The organism is Pantoea sp. At-9b (genome assembly GCF_000175935.2).
GTDB lineage: Bacteria > Pseudomonadota > Gammaproteobacteria > Enterobacterales > Enterobacteriaceae > Pantoea.
Genome location: NC_014838.1, coordinates 665815 through 681070, shown reverse-complemented (window position 1 = coordinate 681070; position 15256 = coordinate 665815). Strand labels below are relative to the sequence as shown.

13 protein-coding genes are annotated in these 15256 nt (G+C 56.7%); all 13 read right to left on the bottom strand.

Going from position 1 to position 15256, the window contains the following annotated elements; translation table 11 throughout:
• Positions 1–23 precede the first annotated feature (23 nt).
• Complete coding sequence (gene hcr, locus PAT9B_RS23480; RefSeq protein WP_013511786.1) at positions 24–989, bottom strand: NADH oxidoreductase; 966 nt, start codon at positions 987–989, stop codon at positions 24–26.
• Between the two features lie 10 nt (positions 990–999).
• On the bottom strand, positions 1000–2652 hold the full coding sequence (gene hcp, locus PAT9B_RS23475) for a hydroxylamine reductase (RefSeq protein WP_013511785.1): 1653 nt from the start codon (positions 2650–2652) through the stop codon (positions 1000–1002).
• A 166-nt stretch (positions 2653–2818) separates the two neighbouring features.
• Positions 2819–4036 (bottom strand): cytochrome c, encoded by a 1218-nt coding sequence (locus tag PAT9B_RS23470; RefSeq protein WP_013511784.1) that lies wholly within the window; start codon positions 4034–4036, stop codon positions 2819–2821.
• Positions 4033–5796, bottom strand: coding sequence for a GMC family oxidoreductase (locus tag PAT9B_RS23465; protein ID WP_013511783.1), 1764 nt, complete (start codon positions 5794–5796; stop codon positions 4033–4035). Before PAT9B_RS23465 ends, PAT9B_RS23470 begins: the two co-directional genes overlap by 4 nt.
• A 4-nt stretch (positions 5797–5800) precedes the next feature.
• Positions 5801–6547 carry a gluconate 2-dehydrogenase subunit 3 family protein gene (locus PAT9B_RS23460; protein WP_013511782.1) on the bottom strand — a complete coding sequence of 249 codons (747 nt, stop codon included), beginning with the start codon at positions 6545–6547 and terminating at the stop codon, positions 5801–5803.
• Between the two features lie 278 nt (positions 6548–6825).
• Entirely contained in the window at positions 6826–7839 is a 1014-nt protein-coding gene (locus PAT9B_RS23455; protein ID WP_013511781.1) for a HoxN/HupN/NixA family nickel/cobalt transporter, read from the bottom strand.
• Positions 7839–10082, bottom strand: coding sequence for a carbamoyltransferase HypF (gene hypF, locus PAT9B_RS23450; protein WP_041526057.1), 2244 nt, complete (start codon positions 10080–10082; stop codon positions 7839–7841). The genes PAT9B_RS23455 and hypF overlap by 1 nt, the downstream gene beginning before the upstream one ends.
• 72 nt (positions 10083–10154) lie before the next feature.
• Complete coding sequence (fdhF, locus tag PAT9B_RS23445) at positions 10155–12305, bottom strand: formate dehydrogenase subunit alpha (protein WP_013511779.1); 2151 nt, start codon at positions 12303–12305, stop codon at positions 10155–10157.
• A 35-nt stretch (positions 12306–12340) separates the two neighbouring features.
• A complete protein-coding gene (gene hydN / locus PAT9B_RS23440) occupies positions 12341–12886 on the bottom strand; it encodes an electron transport protein HydN (protein WP_013511778.1) in 546 nt (181 codons plus the stop codon).
• 180 nt (positions 12887–13066) lie between these two features.
• Positions 13067–13534, bottom strand: a complete 468-nt coding sequence (gene hycI, locus PAT9B_RS23435; RefSeq protein ID WP_013511777.1) for a hydrogenase maturation peptidase HycI — start codon at positions 13532–13534, stop codon at positions 13067–13069.
• Positions 13527–13937, bottom strand: a complete 411-nt coding sequence (locus tag PAT9B_RS23430) for a formate hydrogenlyase maturation HycH family protein (protein ID WP_013511776.1) — start codon at positions 13935–13937, stop codon at positions 13527–13529. The genes hycI and PAT9B_RS23430 overlap by 8 nt, the downstream gene beginning before the upstream one ends.
• The gene (locus tag PAT9B_RS23425; RefSeq protein ID WP_013511775.1) at positions 13937–14701 is read right to left on the bottom strand and encodes an NADH-quinone oxidoreductase subunit B family protein; all 765 of its coding nucleotides are present in this window, start codon (positions 14699–14701) and stop codon (positions 13937–13939) included. Before PAT9B_RS23425 ends, PAT9B_RS23430 begins: the two co-directional genes overlap by 1 nt.
• Positions 14698–15243 carry a formate hydrogenlyase complex iron-sulfur subunit gene (locus PAT9B_RS23420; RefSeq protein ID WP_013511774.1) on the bottom strand — a complete coding sequence of 182 codons (546 nt, stop codon included), beginning with the start codon at positions 15241–15243 and terminating at the stop codon, positions 14698–14700. The genes PAT9B_RS23425 and PAT9B_RS23420 overlap by 4 nt, the downstream gene beginning before the upstream one ends.
• Between the last annotated feature and the right edge of the window lie 13 nt (positions 15244–15256).

Genomic DNA, 15256 nt, shown 5'->3' with positions numbered 1-15256 from the left:
TGCCGCCGTGACGAATTTGTTGATCAGGCCAGCAGCAAATCTCCCTGCGGCTGGCACGAACAGGCCAGCACAAAACCCTGATCAATTTCCTGAGTGGTCAGGGTGGCGCTGCTGCTGACGTGATATTCGCCCGAGAGCACCTGGGTTTTACAGCAGCCGCACACCCCTGCGCGACAGGCCGCGACGATCGGCACCTTGTTGCTCTCCAGCGCCTGTAGCAGTGAGCTGCCATGCGGCGCAAAGAAGGTTTTGCCGGCGGAAAGTTTGCTGATTTTCAGCCCTTCCGTTGCCGGGGCTGTCGGGGTGAAGAAGGCTTCTTTAAAGAAGCGACGCACACCGAATTGCTGCACCGCGTCTTCCACCCAGGCCATGTAGGGGGCCGGACCACAGCAAAACACCGTTCGGTTAGCGAGATCGGGCACGGTGCTTAACAACGCCTGGCTCAGGCGGCCTGCAACAAATCCCGCGCTGGCCTGCTGCTCTGCCACCCGCGTCACCGCGTAATCACGCCATTCGTCGGCAAAGATCACATCGTGTGGTGAGCGTACACTGTAAATCACCTGCACATCGGTTGCCGGACGGTATCGTGCCAGCCAGCGGCGCAGGGACATAATCGGCGTCACGCCACAACCGGCGGCCAGCAGTAACAGTTTGTCATCTGGCATGTCATCACAGGTGAATTGCCCCTGCGCATCCGAGAGCCACAGATAATCACCGCGTTTTACCTCACCAGTCAGCCATTGCGAGCCAGCGCCGTCTGCAATACGGCGCACGGTCAGGGTAATGTATTCACTGACGCCGGGTGTAGAGGAGAGGGTATAGGCGCGCAAGGTGGTCGCGCTGTTAGCGATACTCACCAGCGCATATTGCCCGGCGCGGTAAGGATAATAATCGTGGCACAACAGTGACAGCGTCCAGACATCTGGCGTCTCCTGCTGGATATGGTGCACCTGCATGCGCCACGGGCATTGTGGGGTTGGCATCGTCATGGTGGCCTCCTCAGGCGCTCAGCATCTGTTGCATATCCTGCTCAACGGTGGTCACCTGACGCAGGCCAAATTTCTCGTTCAGGATCGCCAGCAGGTCCGGCGTCAGAAATGCCGGAGCCGTCGGGCCGGTGACGATATTGGTGACACCCAGCGATAACAGCGTCAGCAGGATGACAATCGCCTTTTGCTCAAACCACGACAGCACCAGGGACAGCGGCAGATCGTTGACGCCACAACCGAGTTTTTCCGCCAGCGTCACGGCCAGCATGATCGCCGAATAGGCGTCATTACACTGACCCGCATCGATCAGTCTGGGCAGTCCGGCAATGTTGCCAAAGTCGAGTTTGTTGAAGCGATATTTGCCGCATGCCAGCGTCAGAATCAGGCAATCGTCGGGCACCTGAGTGGCGAAATCGGTGAAGTAGCTGCGTTCGCCGCGTGCGCCGTCACAGCCACCGACTAAAAACACATGGCGCAGTTTTTCCTGCGTCACCAGGTCGATCAAGGTATCCACGGCACCGAGTAAGGTCTGACGACCAAAACCGACGGTAATCAGATGTTCAATTTCGCTGTACGGGAAACCGTTCAGTTGTTGGGCCTGCTGGATGACTGGGGTGAAATCGTCTCCTGTCAGGTGTTGCACACCCGGCCAGCCGACGATGCTACGCGTCCAGATACGTTGGTCATAGGCACCGACGGTCGGGTCGATAATACAGTTGGAGGTCATGATAATCGGCCCCGGGAAGCGGGCGAATTCCACCTGCTGGTTCTGCCAGCCGCTGCCGTAGTTGCCGACCAGATGTTTAAACTTGCGTAATTCCGGATAGCCATGTGCAGGCAGCATTTCGCCGTGGGTATAAACGTTGACGCCGGTGCCCTCAGTCTGTTGCAACAGGTGATGTAAGTCTCTGAGATCGTGACCAGAAATCAGGATGCACTTTCCGGCGACCGCTTTAACATTGACCTGCGTGGGTGTCGGATGGCCCCAGCTGTGGGTTTCTCCGGCATCGAGCATACGCATCACGCTGAAATTCATTTGGCCGATTTCCATGGCACAGGCCAACAGGGCATTCATATCCGCAGGCCAGTTGCCTAACCACGCCATGATGCGGTGATAAGTGGCGTACAGGGTGTTGTCGTACTGACCGAGTACATGCGCGTGTTCCATATAGGCCGCCGCCCCTTTCAGCCCATACAAACACAACAGACGCAGGCTGAGGATATTGTCACCAATCAGCGCTTTATCACGATTTGGCGTGAAAATGGCGGCTTGTTGCTGCAATGCGCCGAGATCGTCACTGACCAGTTGCAAATCTGCCAGCGGATGAACGATGTTCGCCTGCGGGTCAATCGCCAGGCAGGCCGCCTTCAACGCTTCGCGTTTGGCAATCGCCTCCTGCGCATAGCCGACAATGCGCAGTGAATCGAAGTTGACGTTAGTGAGGGTGGAGAAAAAGGCGCGTGGGGCAAAGCTGTCGATGTGGTGATCGATCAGATCATATTCGCGCGCTTTGCTCGCCCAGGCGGATAGCCCCTGCAATGCGGCGATCAGCAGATCCTGTAAATCAGAGGTTTCGGCGGTTTTGCCACACATCCCTTGCGCATACGAGCAGCCGTTGGCTGCCGGGGTTCGAATGGTTTGCTCACATTGCACACAGAACATAATCAAGGTCCTTGCTATAAGTTGTATTTTAAATGCAACTTAAGGCTAAGCCCGCTGATGAAAACCAACCAGAAGATTTTTACGTGATGTGCAAGGGAATTGATTTGGCGCAATTTTGCCAGTCATCTTGACGCGAAACAGGTGGCTTCCCTGCCACTCAAACAGGTTATTGCAGGTTGTCTTTCACCTGCTGAACCGCGCTGGCATCAACGGGTGCCGCGGCGTTACCCCAGCTGTTGCGGATGTAAGTCACCACCGCCGCGATCTGATCATCACCCAACACCCCGGCAAACGCGGGCATCGCGGGTGCTGTCGGGCGGATGTCGGTGTCTACGCCACGACTCCCCGCTGCGACCACGCGAATTAAGGAAGTTGCATCTGGCTGGTTAAGCAATGGGTTATCTTTCAATTGCGGGAAGATGTTTTGCTCACCACGTCCACCCGGGCTATGGCAGGCCGAACATTTGGACGCATAAATTTGTGCGCCGAGTTGCATACGCGCATCGCTGGCAGGCAACGGTTGCGGTACTTTTTCGCTTTGTTTATCGCCACCTTTTAAATAGGTTGCGACGGCCTGCAAATCGTCATCACGCCAATATTGTGTTGAATGACGAACCGCATCGGCCATCGGTCCGGAGGCAATGTCGAAGCGGTTTACCCCGGTGCGCAGGTAGCTGACAATGTCTTCCGCAGTCCATTTACCCAACCCACTGTGATCGTTGTTAGTCAGGTTGGGGGCATACCAGCCTTCAACCACTTCGCCAGTGAGGAACTGACCGCTTTTATCGCCACCAAGTAGATTTTTCGGGGTGTGGCAGGTGCCGCAGTGGCCGAGGCCTTCAACTAAATATGCCCCGCGATTCCATTGCGCCGATTTGTCTGGACGGGGTTGGAATTCACCCTGGTCGAAATTTATCCAGTTCCACGCCATCAGGCTGGTGCGAATGTTGAAAGGGAACGGCAGTTGATTGGTTTCTACCTCATGGTGAACCGGCTGCAAGGTTTGCATCCATGCCCACAGGTCGTGCAGATCTGCATCAGACATTTTGGTGTAAGCCGTAAACGGCATCGCCCCATACAGCCGTTTGCCTCCGTGACCGATGCCTGTTGTCATGGCGCGTTTAAAGTCGTCATAGTTCCAGTTGCCAATACCGGTTGCGGGGTCCGGCGTGATGTTGGCACCGACCAGTGTGCCGAAAGGCGTCTGGAGTTTGACACCACCCGCGAATGGCTGTTTGGCATCGCTGGTGTGGCATGCCGAGCAATCGCCGAGCGTGGCGATGTAGCTGCCACGAGTGATTTGATCATATTCCGGCTGTGCCTGCGCAGCACAGCTGGCCGCCGTCAGTAACGCCGCGAGTGAGAGAGTGGTGAACGTTTTCATGCAGTGATCATCTCCCCTGGACGTTTGAGATAGTAATGACGAATGGCGTGCGCCGCTTTAAATGCCAGCGCACCGACCGTACCGGTTGGGTTATAGCCAGGGTTTTGCGGGAAGGCTGATGCACCGACGACAAACAAGTTGGGCACATTCCAGACTTGCAAATGTTTGTTCACCGAACTGGTGCTGGGGTCGGCCCCCATAATGAAACCGCCCACCACATGAGATGATTGGTACGGAACACTATTCCAGTGACCCGTCATCGGTTTGGCGACTATTTCACGCGGGTTCATTGATTTGGCAATTTCCGCCACCTTACCCGTGCAGTATTGCGCCATCTTCAGATCATTCTCTGCGAAGTCAAAGGTGATACGCAGTAGAGGACGCCCGTGGGGATCTTTGTAATTCGGGTCGAGCGAGAGATAGTTGGTACGCGTGGTGTAACTGCTCGCCTCACACCCAATCGACATGGTGCTGAGGTAGTTATCTTTTACCGCACGTTTCCATTGGGAACCCCATTTTGGGGTATTCGGCGGTAGTGGCCGGTAACCAATCGGCGCCGAGCCTATCGGCGTCACGCGAATACTGCCACCGCCAAGAAAGCCCAGGCCGCTATGGTCGAAATTGTCGTTGTTGAATTCGTCAATACCCATGCCGACGGCACCCGCGCCGATAAAAGGATTGAAGTTTTTGTTGTCAAAAAACAACGTCACGCCATTGGCGGTCTGATAGGCATAATTGCGGCCCGTGGTGCCGCGATTCGTGACGGGATCGTAGGCTTCGCCGATATTCGACAGCAGCATCAGGCGCACGTTCTCAAACGTGAAGGCGGCGACAATCACCAGGTCGGCGGGTTGTTCCCATTTATCGCCCGAGGAGTCGACATAGGTCACGCCTGTGGCTCTTTTACCTGATGAATCGGTCAGCACCTCCAACACCTCGCAGTGGGTGTAAGCGGTGAAATTTTCTTTACGCATCAACGCCGGTAATACCGTGGTGATGGCACTGGCTTTGGAATAGTTGGCGCAACCGTAGTTGGTACAAAACCCGCAGAACGTACAGGGACCCATCGTCACGCCGTAGGGATTGGTATAGGCCTCGGAGACCAACGACGAGGGAACCGGAAAAGGGTGATAACCCATATTCTTTGCGGCTTCGGCAAACAGCGTCGGACCGTAAGGCTGGCGCAGTGGCGGCGTGGGGTAATCACCGGAACGCATGCCTTCAAATGGGTTACCGCCAGCACGTTTTTCACCATTAAGATTGGCGGCATAACCCGATGTCCCCGCCACCCGCTCAAACTGCATATAATGGGGTTCCATCTCCTCCCAGCTCGTCCCCCAATCCTGGAGAACCAGTTCTTCGGGGATAGCATTTGCGCCATAGCGCTCGGTAAGATGGCTTTTAAGACGGAACTCCTCCGGCTGGAAACGGAAGGTGATACCCGCCCAGTGGTTTCCTGCGCCACCCGTGCCGTTACCGGGGTGGAATGATCCCCAGGTGCGCATCGGCAAGGCGGTTTGCGAGGGATTGTTACGCATGGTGCAGGTATTTTGACGGGTGCGAAGCATCAGTTCTTCGCGCATCACATAGCGCAGTTCATCGGTCACGGTGGCGACATTGAAGTCACGCGCAGTATCGCGCCAGGGACCACGTTCAATGCCGATCACCTCCAGGCCTTCATCGGCCAGTTCTTTGGCAATGATCGACCCAGCCCAGCCGAGGCCAATGACCACGACATCCGTTTTTGGTAATTTTTTCATATTGTTATCCCCTGGCTTTCCATTGCATCATGCTGATGGGCGCTAATCCCAGATTCTCGTTATGGCGATCGATATAGTCGCGATAGTCGTAACGTGCCCCAGGGAATCCCAGCATTTTCCACGAAACCATGTCTTTATTGCCGCCATAAATTGGATCGGCAAAAAAGCCTTCCATGGTGTTAGTCAGCATGTCGTTAAACAGGGATTGCGCATTGTAGCCGTCGAAATGCACCTGGCCTGCCTCCATCGCCTGCAACAAATGGTCCTGCTGTTCCGGCGGAAGATCGGCGAAGTTCTTTTGTGCGCTCTTTTGCACGTAGCGGTTAAGCGCGGCAATGCCCTGGCGATAGCGCTGTTGCGGTATCAGCGGAGACTGGTCACCTTGTTCCGGTGTGCCCTGGTGGAAGGGGCCTTGCATATACAACCGTTCAGCGGTGCCGTAAAAACCGTGCAGTTGGCGGTCAATAAACACGGCACAACCCGCTTCTTTGCCACCCATGCTGAGTTCATCAGCGGGGATCAAACGATCAACGATCGCTTCCACGGTTTGCGCTTCTTCAGGGGTAAAGAACAACCAACCTTGTTGGTCGAAGGATTCGGGGGGATTGTCAGAAAAGGGCGTCCAGCCCGGTGCACCTTTGAGAGAGACGGCATCAGCTGCTTGTGTCACCGTGGCAGCGACACCTAACGTCGTCCACGTCAACACCTGCCGTCGCGTCACGCCCGGCAGCGTTTTGGCTCTTTTTTTCATATTGCTTCCTAATTAAGTTGCACAAATTTGAAATAAAGGTCTTTTTCAGCACATGGAAACTGGTCAGTTATTTTTATGTTTCACGTTTGTATCATTAACATTTTATAAATGTTAAATGTAAGGGCTTTTGGCTAAAGCGGGCTTTGGCAGGAGAAAAAATGCATTTTTTGTCAAAAAATGAGCGGAAAAGAGAAGGTTTTGTAATGAATGAACATGGCAGCTAACAAATTGTTACCTGGTCGGCTGCCTGAGATAGAGCGGATTAAGCGGTCAATTGATTACAACGCATCATAGTTCTTCCAGCGATAATTGAGCATCGAGACGCCCCAACAGGCGATAAACAGCCCGACCACCGCAAAGCCCGCATTGCCGAGATTATCGTTCAGCCCGCCAATCCAGCGCCAGATGCCGCCCTGTAAGCCGAGCTTATCAATCAGCAGGCCCAGCGCTTCAAGACCGCCGATAAATAGCGCGACCACGACCGAGGTGCCGGTAATCGTCATGTTGTAATACAGTTTGCGCTGCGGTTTGTTAAACGCCCAACCGTAAGCATTGAGCATCACCAGGTTATCGAGGGTATCCACCAACATCATGCCGCTGGCAAATAACACCGGAAACACAAGAATCGACCAGATTGAAATGCCGTAAGACGCGGTAGCGGCTGAGATCCCCAACACGCCAATCTCCGTTGCGGTATCAAAACCTAAGCCAAATAAAAATCCCACCAGATACATATGCCAGCTTTTATCCACCATGCGAAAGGTAGCGTTGAATAACCGGCTCATCAGGCCACCCCCACGGGTTTCCATCACCTCAGGGGTGAGGGCGGCACCGCGTTTCCACTGGCGGAAGTTGCGCCAGATACTGCGTAAAATCACCAGATTAACCAACCCCATCGCCAGCAGGAAACAGGCAGACACTGCGGTGCCGATCACGCTACCCACCTCATGGAACCAGTCCATATTTTGCTGAAAAGCGGCAGCCGTGGCGGCGATGGCGATGGACGCCAGAATAACGATGGTCGAGTGACCGAGTGAAAACCATGCGCCAATACCAACCGGGCGTTTGCCCTGCTGCATCATTTTGCGCGTGACAATATCAATGGCGGCAATATGGTCAGCATCCACCGCATGGCGCAGGCCATAACACCATGCCAACAGGCAGGTCGCCAGCAGCGCGGTACTTTGCTGGAATACCACCAACGCCCAAATCCAGGCGGCAAGATTCATGGCCACTAACCCAGCCAGCAACGCGCCAGCGCGCGGGGTGGCACGAATAACACGCAAAAACATCATTTTTTTCCTTGTGTAAGAGGTATAAAACGCGCGGCGGCAATCAATGCCTGGCCGAGTGAAAGCGCACCGTCACCCGCCGGCAGCCGGGACGGCAACAAAACCTGTAAATCAGCCAGCCACCAGCACAGGCGTTCACGCAGCAGGCGGTTGTGCATTACGCCGCCACAGCAAACGACGGTGGTAATACCGTGTTGCGCGGCATGATGGCGAACCAGCCCGGCCAGCCCCTGGGCCAGCGCATCATGAAACGCCCATGCTTTGGCCGGGGCGCTGGCCTGCCAGCTCAGCCATTGCTGCCAGAAGGTGATCATATCGGGACACCCCTGCACCAGCGGCAAGGTCACGGGGTGGCAACAGGGGCCATGATCCAGCGCCAGCGTCTCCAGCAGGCAGGCGGCTTCGCCCTCATAGCTTTGCTGGAGTGGTGCGCAGCCGAGGGCTGCTGCCACGGCATCAAACAGGCGGCCACATGAGGAGGCCAGCGGCGCATTGATACCGCGTTGCATGGCCCGGGCCAGCGGTTGCCAGTTCTGTTCGCGTATCACCGTGGTTTCCGCATAGTCCTGCCAGTGCGGCACAAAGGCTTCGCACTGCGCCAGCAGATTCCGCCACGGTTGTCTGGCTGCCAGGTCACCGCCGGGTAGCGCCACGGCAGGCAGGCCGCCGAGGTGGGAACACTCCCGATAATCTGCCCGCAGGCATTCACCGCCCCAGAGCTGGCCGTTCGCGCCATAGCCGATGCCATCCAGTGCCAGCGCCAGCACTTTGCCGCCGTCCAGTGGCCAGTGATGTTCGGCAAGGGTGGCGGCAACGTGGGCGTGGTGATGCAGCACCTCGGTGAGGGGTAACGCCATGGCGCGACCCAGCTGTGCGCTGCGCATGGTGGGATGGGCATCGATCGCGACCTGCTGCGGAGAGAAGCGGTAGATTTCGCACATCAGCTGCAATGCCTGCCGCCACTGATTTTCCACGCCCGGTTGCGCTAAATCACCGAGGTACTGACTCAGCACCGCCTGGTCATCCCGTAGCAGGCAGAAGGTATTTTTCAGATCGCCACCCAGTGCCAGTATCGCGGGCAGAGGGGGAAATCCGGGGGGCAGGGGCAGGGCGTCCGGTACAAACCCACGGGCGCGCCGCAGCATTTCACCGCTGACGCGCAGCACGGAGTCATCCAAACGTTGCAGGATCGGACGATTATGCAACAGCCAGCCGTCGGCAATCCCGGCCAGTTGATCTCGCGCCTGATCATTGCTCAGCGCGGGTGGCAGGCCGCTCTGATTGCCGGATGTCATCACCAGCGGGCCAGCAAAATCCTCTATTAACAGATGCTGGAGCGGATTGGCTGGCAGCATCACCCCGATTTCATTCAGACCCGGCGCAATGTTGTCACTCAGCCCTCTCACCAGGAGACGATCAACCAGCACAATCGGGGCGGCCGGTGAGCTGAGTAACCGTATGGTCCCCGCCGGTAAGCCGTGGCTATCCGCCAGCATCACGGCAAAGGGTTTGCTGGGGCGTCGTTTGCGTTGCCGCAGCCGCTCTACCGCCGCCGGATTGCGCGCATCCACCGCCAGATGAAAACCGCCCAGTCCTTTCACCGCGACAATCCCGCCATTTTTCAGCACGGCCACCGCCTGTTGTAATGCCGCCTCTCCCGTCACGCTGTGCTCCGGGCTGTACCAGCAGATCTGCGGACCACACTGTGCACAGGCCAGCGGCTGTGCATGAAAACGCCGGTCGTGCGGGTTGCGGTACTCCTGCTCACAGTCCGGACACAGGGGAAAAGCGGCCATCACCGTGGCGGGACGATCGTAAGGCATGGCGCGAATGATGGTGTAGCGCGGGCCGCAGTGGGTACAGTTAATAAAGGGGTAGCGATAGCGTCGGTCAGTGGGATCATGCAGTTCACGCAGGCAGGCCGGGCAGGTCGCGGCATCCGGGACAATCTGGGTCGTCATCGCGCCGGTGCGACTGTGGCGAATGGTAAAACTGTCCGGCAGGGCCGTCCAGTGCAGAGCCTGTTGTTCCACACTGTCAATGCGCGCCAGCGGTGGGCAGTGCTGACGCAATGTCGCGAGAAAAGCCTCCGGCAGGGTAGTCAGACGTACCAACACGCCCGCGCCATCATTGCAGACGTCACCTTTAAGCTGGAGTTGCTGCGCCAGCTGCCAGATCCACGGGCGGAAGCCGACCCCCTGAACCTTGCCGCGAATACGTAATGCGATACCGTTGTTGTTCATAGGTTCTTTGGTCGTAGCGGCGCGATTCATCGCGCACGGAATAGCGCAATCAATCGCGCCGCTACGGGTTTTTTACGCCTCTGCGGCGGCGCGCAGGCGCGCTTTCATCTGGTTGTAGGTGGTCTGCGCATACAACTCGGCCCACGCCTGATCTGCAATGGCGCTGACATTCACCGCGCAATATTTGGTTTCCGGCGTTTTGGAAATCGGGTCGAGATTGTCCTGGGTCAGTTCATTACAGGCACCAATCCACCACTGGTAAGTCATATACACCGAACCCTGGTTGATACGTTCATTGACATCGGCGCGGCTGATGACCTTGCCGCGTCGTGAACTGACCCATACCAGTTGTTGATCTTTAATCCCCAGTGCGTCGGCATCCAGCGGGTTGATTTGCATATAACCCGGCTCGTCAGCGAGGGTTTGCAGTGCGGCGCAGTTGCCGGTCATCGAACGGCAGGAGTAGTGACCCACCTCGCGCACGGTACAGAGCACCAACGGATAATCTTCATCCGGTACTTCTGCCGGTGCGCGCCACTCCGCCGCGAACAACTGTCCCTTGCCGGTTGGCGTATCGAACTTGCTGCCCTTGTAGAGATAGGGGGTGCCGGGGTGGTCCAGCGTCGGACAGGGCCACTGCACATGTCCCATTTCACCCATTTTTTCATAGGTGACGCCGTAGAACAGCGGGCACAATTCGCGCAGCTCATCCCAGATCTGCTGGTTATTGTCGTAGTGCATCGGGTAGCCCATCTCGGTGGCGATCAGGCTGATGATTTCCCAGTCACGTTTCACGTTATATTGCGGTTCGATGGCTTTCTCAAAACGCTGGAAACCCCGGTCAGCGCAGGTAAACACGCCACCGTGTTCACCCCATGAGGTGGCGGGTAGCAGCACGTCGGCCACTTCAGCGGTTTTGGTCATAAAGATGTCCTGAACCACCACGAAGTCGAGCGCCTCAAAGCCCTGACGTACCAGGCCTAAATCCGCCTCGGTCTGAAGGGGATCTTCCCCCATGATGTAGTACGCCTTCATCTCGCCTTCCAGGGCCAGATGTGGCACTTCGGTGATACGCACACCCACTTTGTCATCCATCAGTGCGGCATTGATGCCCCACGCCGCCGCGAATTTCGCGCGGACCGCAGGATCGACCACATCCTGGTAACCCGGAAACTGGTTGGGGATGACGCCCATGTCGCAGGCTCCCTGGACATTGTTTTGCCCACGAACCGGACCAACGCCGACATTTTCCCGGCCAAGGTTGCCGGTCAACAGCGCCAGGCTGGACAATCCTTTAACCACATCTACCGCCTGGCCAAATTGCGTCACCCCCATGCCCCACATAATGGTGGCGGAAGGTGCCGCCGCGAAGGTACGCATGGCCTGGCGAATCTGTTGTGCAGGGACGCCGGTCAAATGCTCGACATCCTCCGGGGCGTAGCCTTTCACGGTTTCACGATAAGCATCCAGCCCTTCGGTGTATTGCGCGACATACTCTTTGTCATAAAGCTGCTCTTCCAACAGGACATAGCCGAAGGCGTTAACCAGTGCCATGTTGCAGCCGTTTTTGATTTGCAAATGTTGATCGGCGATACGGGCGGTTTCGATGCGGCGTGGATCGCAGACAATGATTTTCGCACCATTGCTTTTGGCTTTGATCACGCGGCGCGCCACGATCGGGTGTGAGTCGGCACAGTTGTAGCCCACCACCAACAGGCATTTGGAGTTCTCAATATCGCCGATGGAGTTGCTCATCGCGCCATTACCCAGCGTCACCTGCAACCCGGCAACGGAAGGGCCATGGCATACGCGGGCGCAGCAATCGACGTTGTTGGTGTTCAGCACACCACGGGCAAACTTTTGCATTACATAGTTGGTTTCGTTGCCGGTGCCACGCGACGATCCGGTGGTCATAATGGCGCGTGGTCCGAACTGCTGCTTGATTTCGCTCAGGCGTTTTGCCGTATACCGAATGGCCTCTTCCCAACTGACAGGCTGAAATTTGCCGCCTTTCTGATAGCGGATCATGGGCTGAGTCAGACGCGGCGTGAGCAATTTGGTGTCGTTGAGGAAATCCCAGCCATAGTAGCCTTTCAGACACAATTCGTTCTGGTTCGTCACCCCGTCGGCCGCTTCGGCACGCAGGATTCTGTTGTTTTCGACGACCAGTTTCAGTTTGCAGCCTGCCCCGCAATAGGGGCAAACGGTGGTAATTTTTTTCATCAGTAGCCAACCTGTAAGAATGTGAAATGCCGGGATTAAAACGTCAGCGATGAGGGCGCATCCAACGCGGCACGGCGGCGTTTTTCGGCACTCATCTGTTCGAGTTTGTTGCGATCAACGCACATGATGGCGTTGGTCGGGCAGGCGTCGATACACGCCGGACCGGATGCGCGCTGGTGGCAAAGGTCACATTTATTGGCCTCGGCTTTTTCCGCCAGCACGTTCAGTCCGGCCCCGCTGTTACGCGTCACCGGGCGAACCACCACCTCCATCGCGCCGTAGGGGCAGGCAACGACACAGGTTTTGCAGCCAATACAACGTTCTTGCATCACATGGACAAATCCCTTATCGCGACTGATTGCCCCGTTCGGGCAGACATTGGCGCAAGGGGCATCTTCACACTGACGGCACATGGTGGCCGTGGAGACATTCACCCCTTTAATAACGTGAATGCGTGGCAGAAAGGTCTGCGGGGTAAGCGCGGAGCAATCCTGGTTTTCCTGATGGGACACGACACAGGCTACCTCGCACGTGCGGCAGCCGATACACTTGCTTGAATCAGCAATGATGAAGCGGTTCATCATAAACTCCTGCATTGAACTTGTTATTGTCAGGGAGCTATACATAAACCGTGCCAGTTTTTTATATGATGTAAAACAACAGGTTATATTGGTGTCATGTTAGGATTGACACTTTTGACGATGACATCTGTCGGCACATGTCGTCGCGGCGCGATAAATCGCGCCGCGACGGTTGCACCATCACGCTTCGCTGGTGAGCGCTGTAAACCCGCCGTCACCGATCCAGCCGTCCAGCCGCTGATACACCTCCTCCACGGCATTTTTTATCGGTTCAGTCATGGGATAGCAGAAGCCAACAATATCCGGCTGAATGCCGAGGAACACCACCTCACCCACATCCTCTTTCAGTTGATCAATCAGATAATTAAGCGGCATGTTGTGGGTGGTCATCAGCAGCATGTCGGCGATGTCATCCGGGTCGATCACGCGAATTTCCCCGGGTGGCAGCAGCATGTCGGTCGCATCGACAATCAGCAACACATCCGGGCGTTGTGCGCGAATGGCTACTACATCATTTTCAGGCGCACTGCCCCCGTCGATCACCGTCCAGTCACCGCGTGGCGCAACGCGGCATTTTTCCGCCAGCAGCGGGCCTGCGCCGTCATCGCCCATCATGGCGTTGCCGACACACAATAAAACCTTAGTCATCGTGCCTCCTGACCATCAGATAGATGGCCGGTTCCTGTTGAATGGCCTGTAACATCGCCAGTAATGCCTGGCTCCATTGCTGTTGCTGCGAGGTCTGGCGGGTTCTGGCGGCATCAAATGCCTGTGCCAGCATCACCACATGGCTGTGGTCGATGACGATTTCACCGTAACGCGGCACCCCGGCCATTTTCCGGCTGGCCTCGCTGGCGTCGGACAGGGTGGCGATCCACGCCAGGTAACCCGCCCAGGGACACACCAGGCTCTCTTCGAGGCAGTCGATCACCCCAAGGTGATGACCAATGGCCAGGCTGTAGTACATCACCTGTTGCGCTTCGGCCGGGGTGTGATCGTTTTCATCGATAAACTTGCGGCTGAGCTGGCAAAACACCACGGACGCGCTCATTACACACGCTCCATCTGCACCAGGTTTTCCAAATGCGTGACGATCTCGGTGAGGCGTGGATCGTTCTCCTCCAGCAGCCATTGCTGGACTGCGCCACTGCCTGACGTCAACTTGTCCATGTAGCTGTCGGCAATTTGCCGCCCGTAGCGGTAGCCCGCCAGACGGCGGGCGGCGCGATCAATACGCACACGCAGCGGCTGCACCATGGTCGAATGCAGGATACGCGCGGGTTGCAGGTCCTGTTCGCTTGCCGGACGAGCATGGATTTTCTGCTCCAGCAGACCGAGCGCCATGGCAAAACCGTACAGGGTGGCAGCCGGTGTCGGTGGACAACCGGGAATATAGACGTCCACCGGCACGATTTTGTCGGTGCCGCCCCATACGCAGTAGAGATCGTGGAAGATGCCGCCACTGTTGCCGCAGGCACCGTAGGAGATACAGATTTTTGGATCAGGTGCGGATTGCCAGGCCCGTAGCGCCGGGGAGCGCATCGCGCGGGTTACCGCACCGGTAAACAACAAAATATCGGCATGGCGGGGTGAGGGAACCACTTTGATACCGAAGCGTTCAGCATCAAAAAGTGGGGTAAGTGCAGCGAAAATCTCGATCTCACAGCCGTTGCAACCGCCACAATCCACCCGATATACGTAGGCGGATCGTTTGATCTTTTTCAACAGCGATGCTTTCAGGCTGGCAATCGATTCTTCCACCGACACCGGCACGGGCAGGCCGTTAGCGTCGCGTGGGCCTAATAAGTTATTCATCCATTGGCTCCTGTTAGCTGACGATGGAACACGGCACTGGCTGATGAGGCCAGGCTGTGCTGGCGTTTACAGGCCGGGCAGGTTTCGAATGCCGCGCGCCGGTTTTCCGCACTCGGGTCACCGTTGTGGCGCAACAACGCAATGGCGTAATCAATCTCCTTTTGCACCGCGAAGGGATGACCACATTCCCGGCAGTGACACAGTGGGAAACGGGCCTGTTGCAGGAAATCGGCCTTGTTCCATACCGCCAACTCGAACTGCTGCGACAGGGTGATCGCCGCAGTTGGGCAGACTTCTTCACAGCGGGCGCAGAAAATGCAGCGGCCAAGGTTGAAGGTCCACGCCAGCTGTCCCGCTGTCAGATCGGTTGCCACGCTTAAGGCGTTGGAAGGACAGGCATTCACGCAGGCAGCGCAGCCGATGCACTGCTGCGCATTATGTTCAGGCTTACCACGGAAGTTGGCATCGACATCAATGGGTTGCAGGGGGTAAGACTGGGTAGCCACCCCGCCTTTGAGCGCGTTTTTGATAAAGCTAAACATGATCTTCTCCCGA

Coding starts and splice junctions, on each gene's coding strand:
- hcr (WP_013511786.1), bottom strand. CDS start 989: ATGACGATGCCAACCCCACAATGCCCGTGGCGCATGCAGGTGCACCAT.
- hcp (WP_013511785.1), bottom strand. CDS start 2,652: ATGTTCTGTGTGCAATGTGAGCAAACCATTCGAACCCCGGCAGCCAAC.
- PAT9B_RS23470 (WP_013511784.1), bottom strand. CDS start 4,036: ATGAAAACGTTCACCACTCTCTCACTCGCGGCGTTACTGACGGCGGCC.
- PAT9B_RS23465 (WP_013511783.1), bottom strand. CDS start 5,796: ATGAAAAAATTACCAAAAACGGATGTCGTGGTCATTGGCCTCGGCTGG.
- PAT9B_RS23460 (WP_013511782.1), bottom strand. CDS start 6,547: ATGAAAAAAAGAGCCAAAACGCTGCCGGGCGTGACGCGACGGCAGGTG.
- PAT9B_RS23455 (WP_013511781.1), bottom strand. CDS start 7,839: ATGTTTTTGCGTGTTATTCGTGCCACCCCGCGCGCTGGCGCGTTGCTG.
- hypF (WP_041526057.1), bottom strand. CDS start 10,082: ATGAACAACAACGGTATCGCATTACGTATTCGCGGCAAGGTTCAGGGG.
- fdhF (WP_013511779.1), bottom strand. CDS start 12,305: ATGAAAAAAATTACCACCGTTTGCCCCTATTGCGGGGCAGGCTGCAAA.
- hydN (WP_013511778.1), bottom strand. CDS start 12,886: ATGAACCGCTTCATCATTGCTGATTCAAGCAAGTGTATCGGCTGCCGC.
- hycI (WP_013511777.1), bottom strand. CDS start 13,534: ATGACTAAGGTTTTATTGTGTGTCGGCAACGCCATGATGGGCGATGAC.
- PAT9B_RS23430 (WP_013511776.1), bottom strand. CDS start 13,937: ATGAGCGCGTCCGTGGTGTTTTGCCAGCTCAGCCGCAAGTTTATCGAT.
- PAT9B_RS23425 (WP_013511775.1), bottom strand. CDS start 14,701: ATGAATAACTTATTAGGCCCACGCGACGCTAACGGCCTGCCCGTGCCG.
- PAT9B_RS23420 (WP_013511774.1), bottom strand. CDS start 15,243: ATGTTTAGCTTTATCAAAAACGCGCTCAAAGGCGGGGTGGCTACCCAG.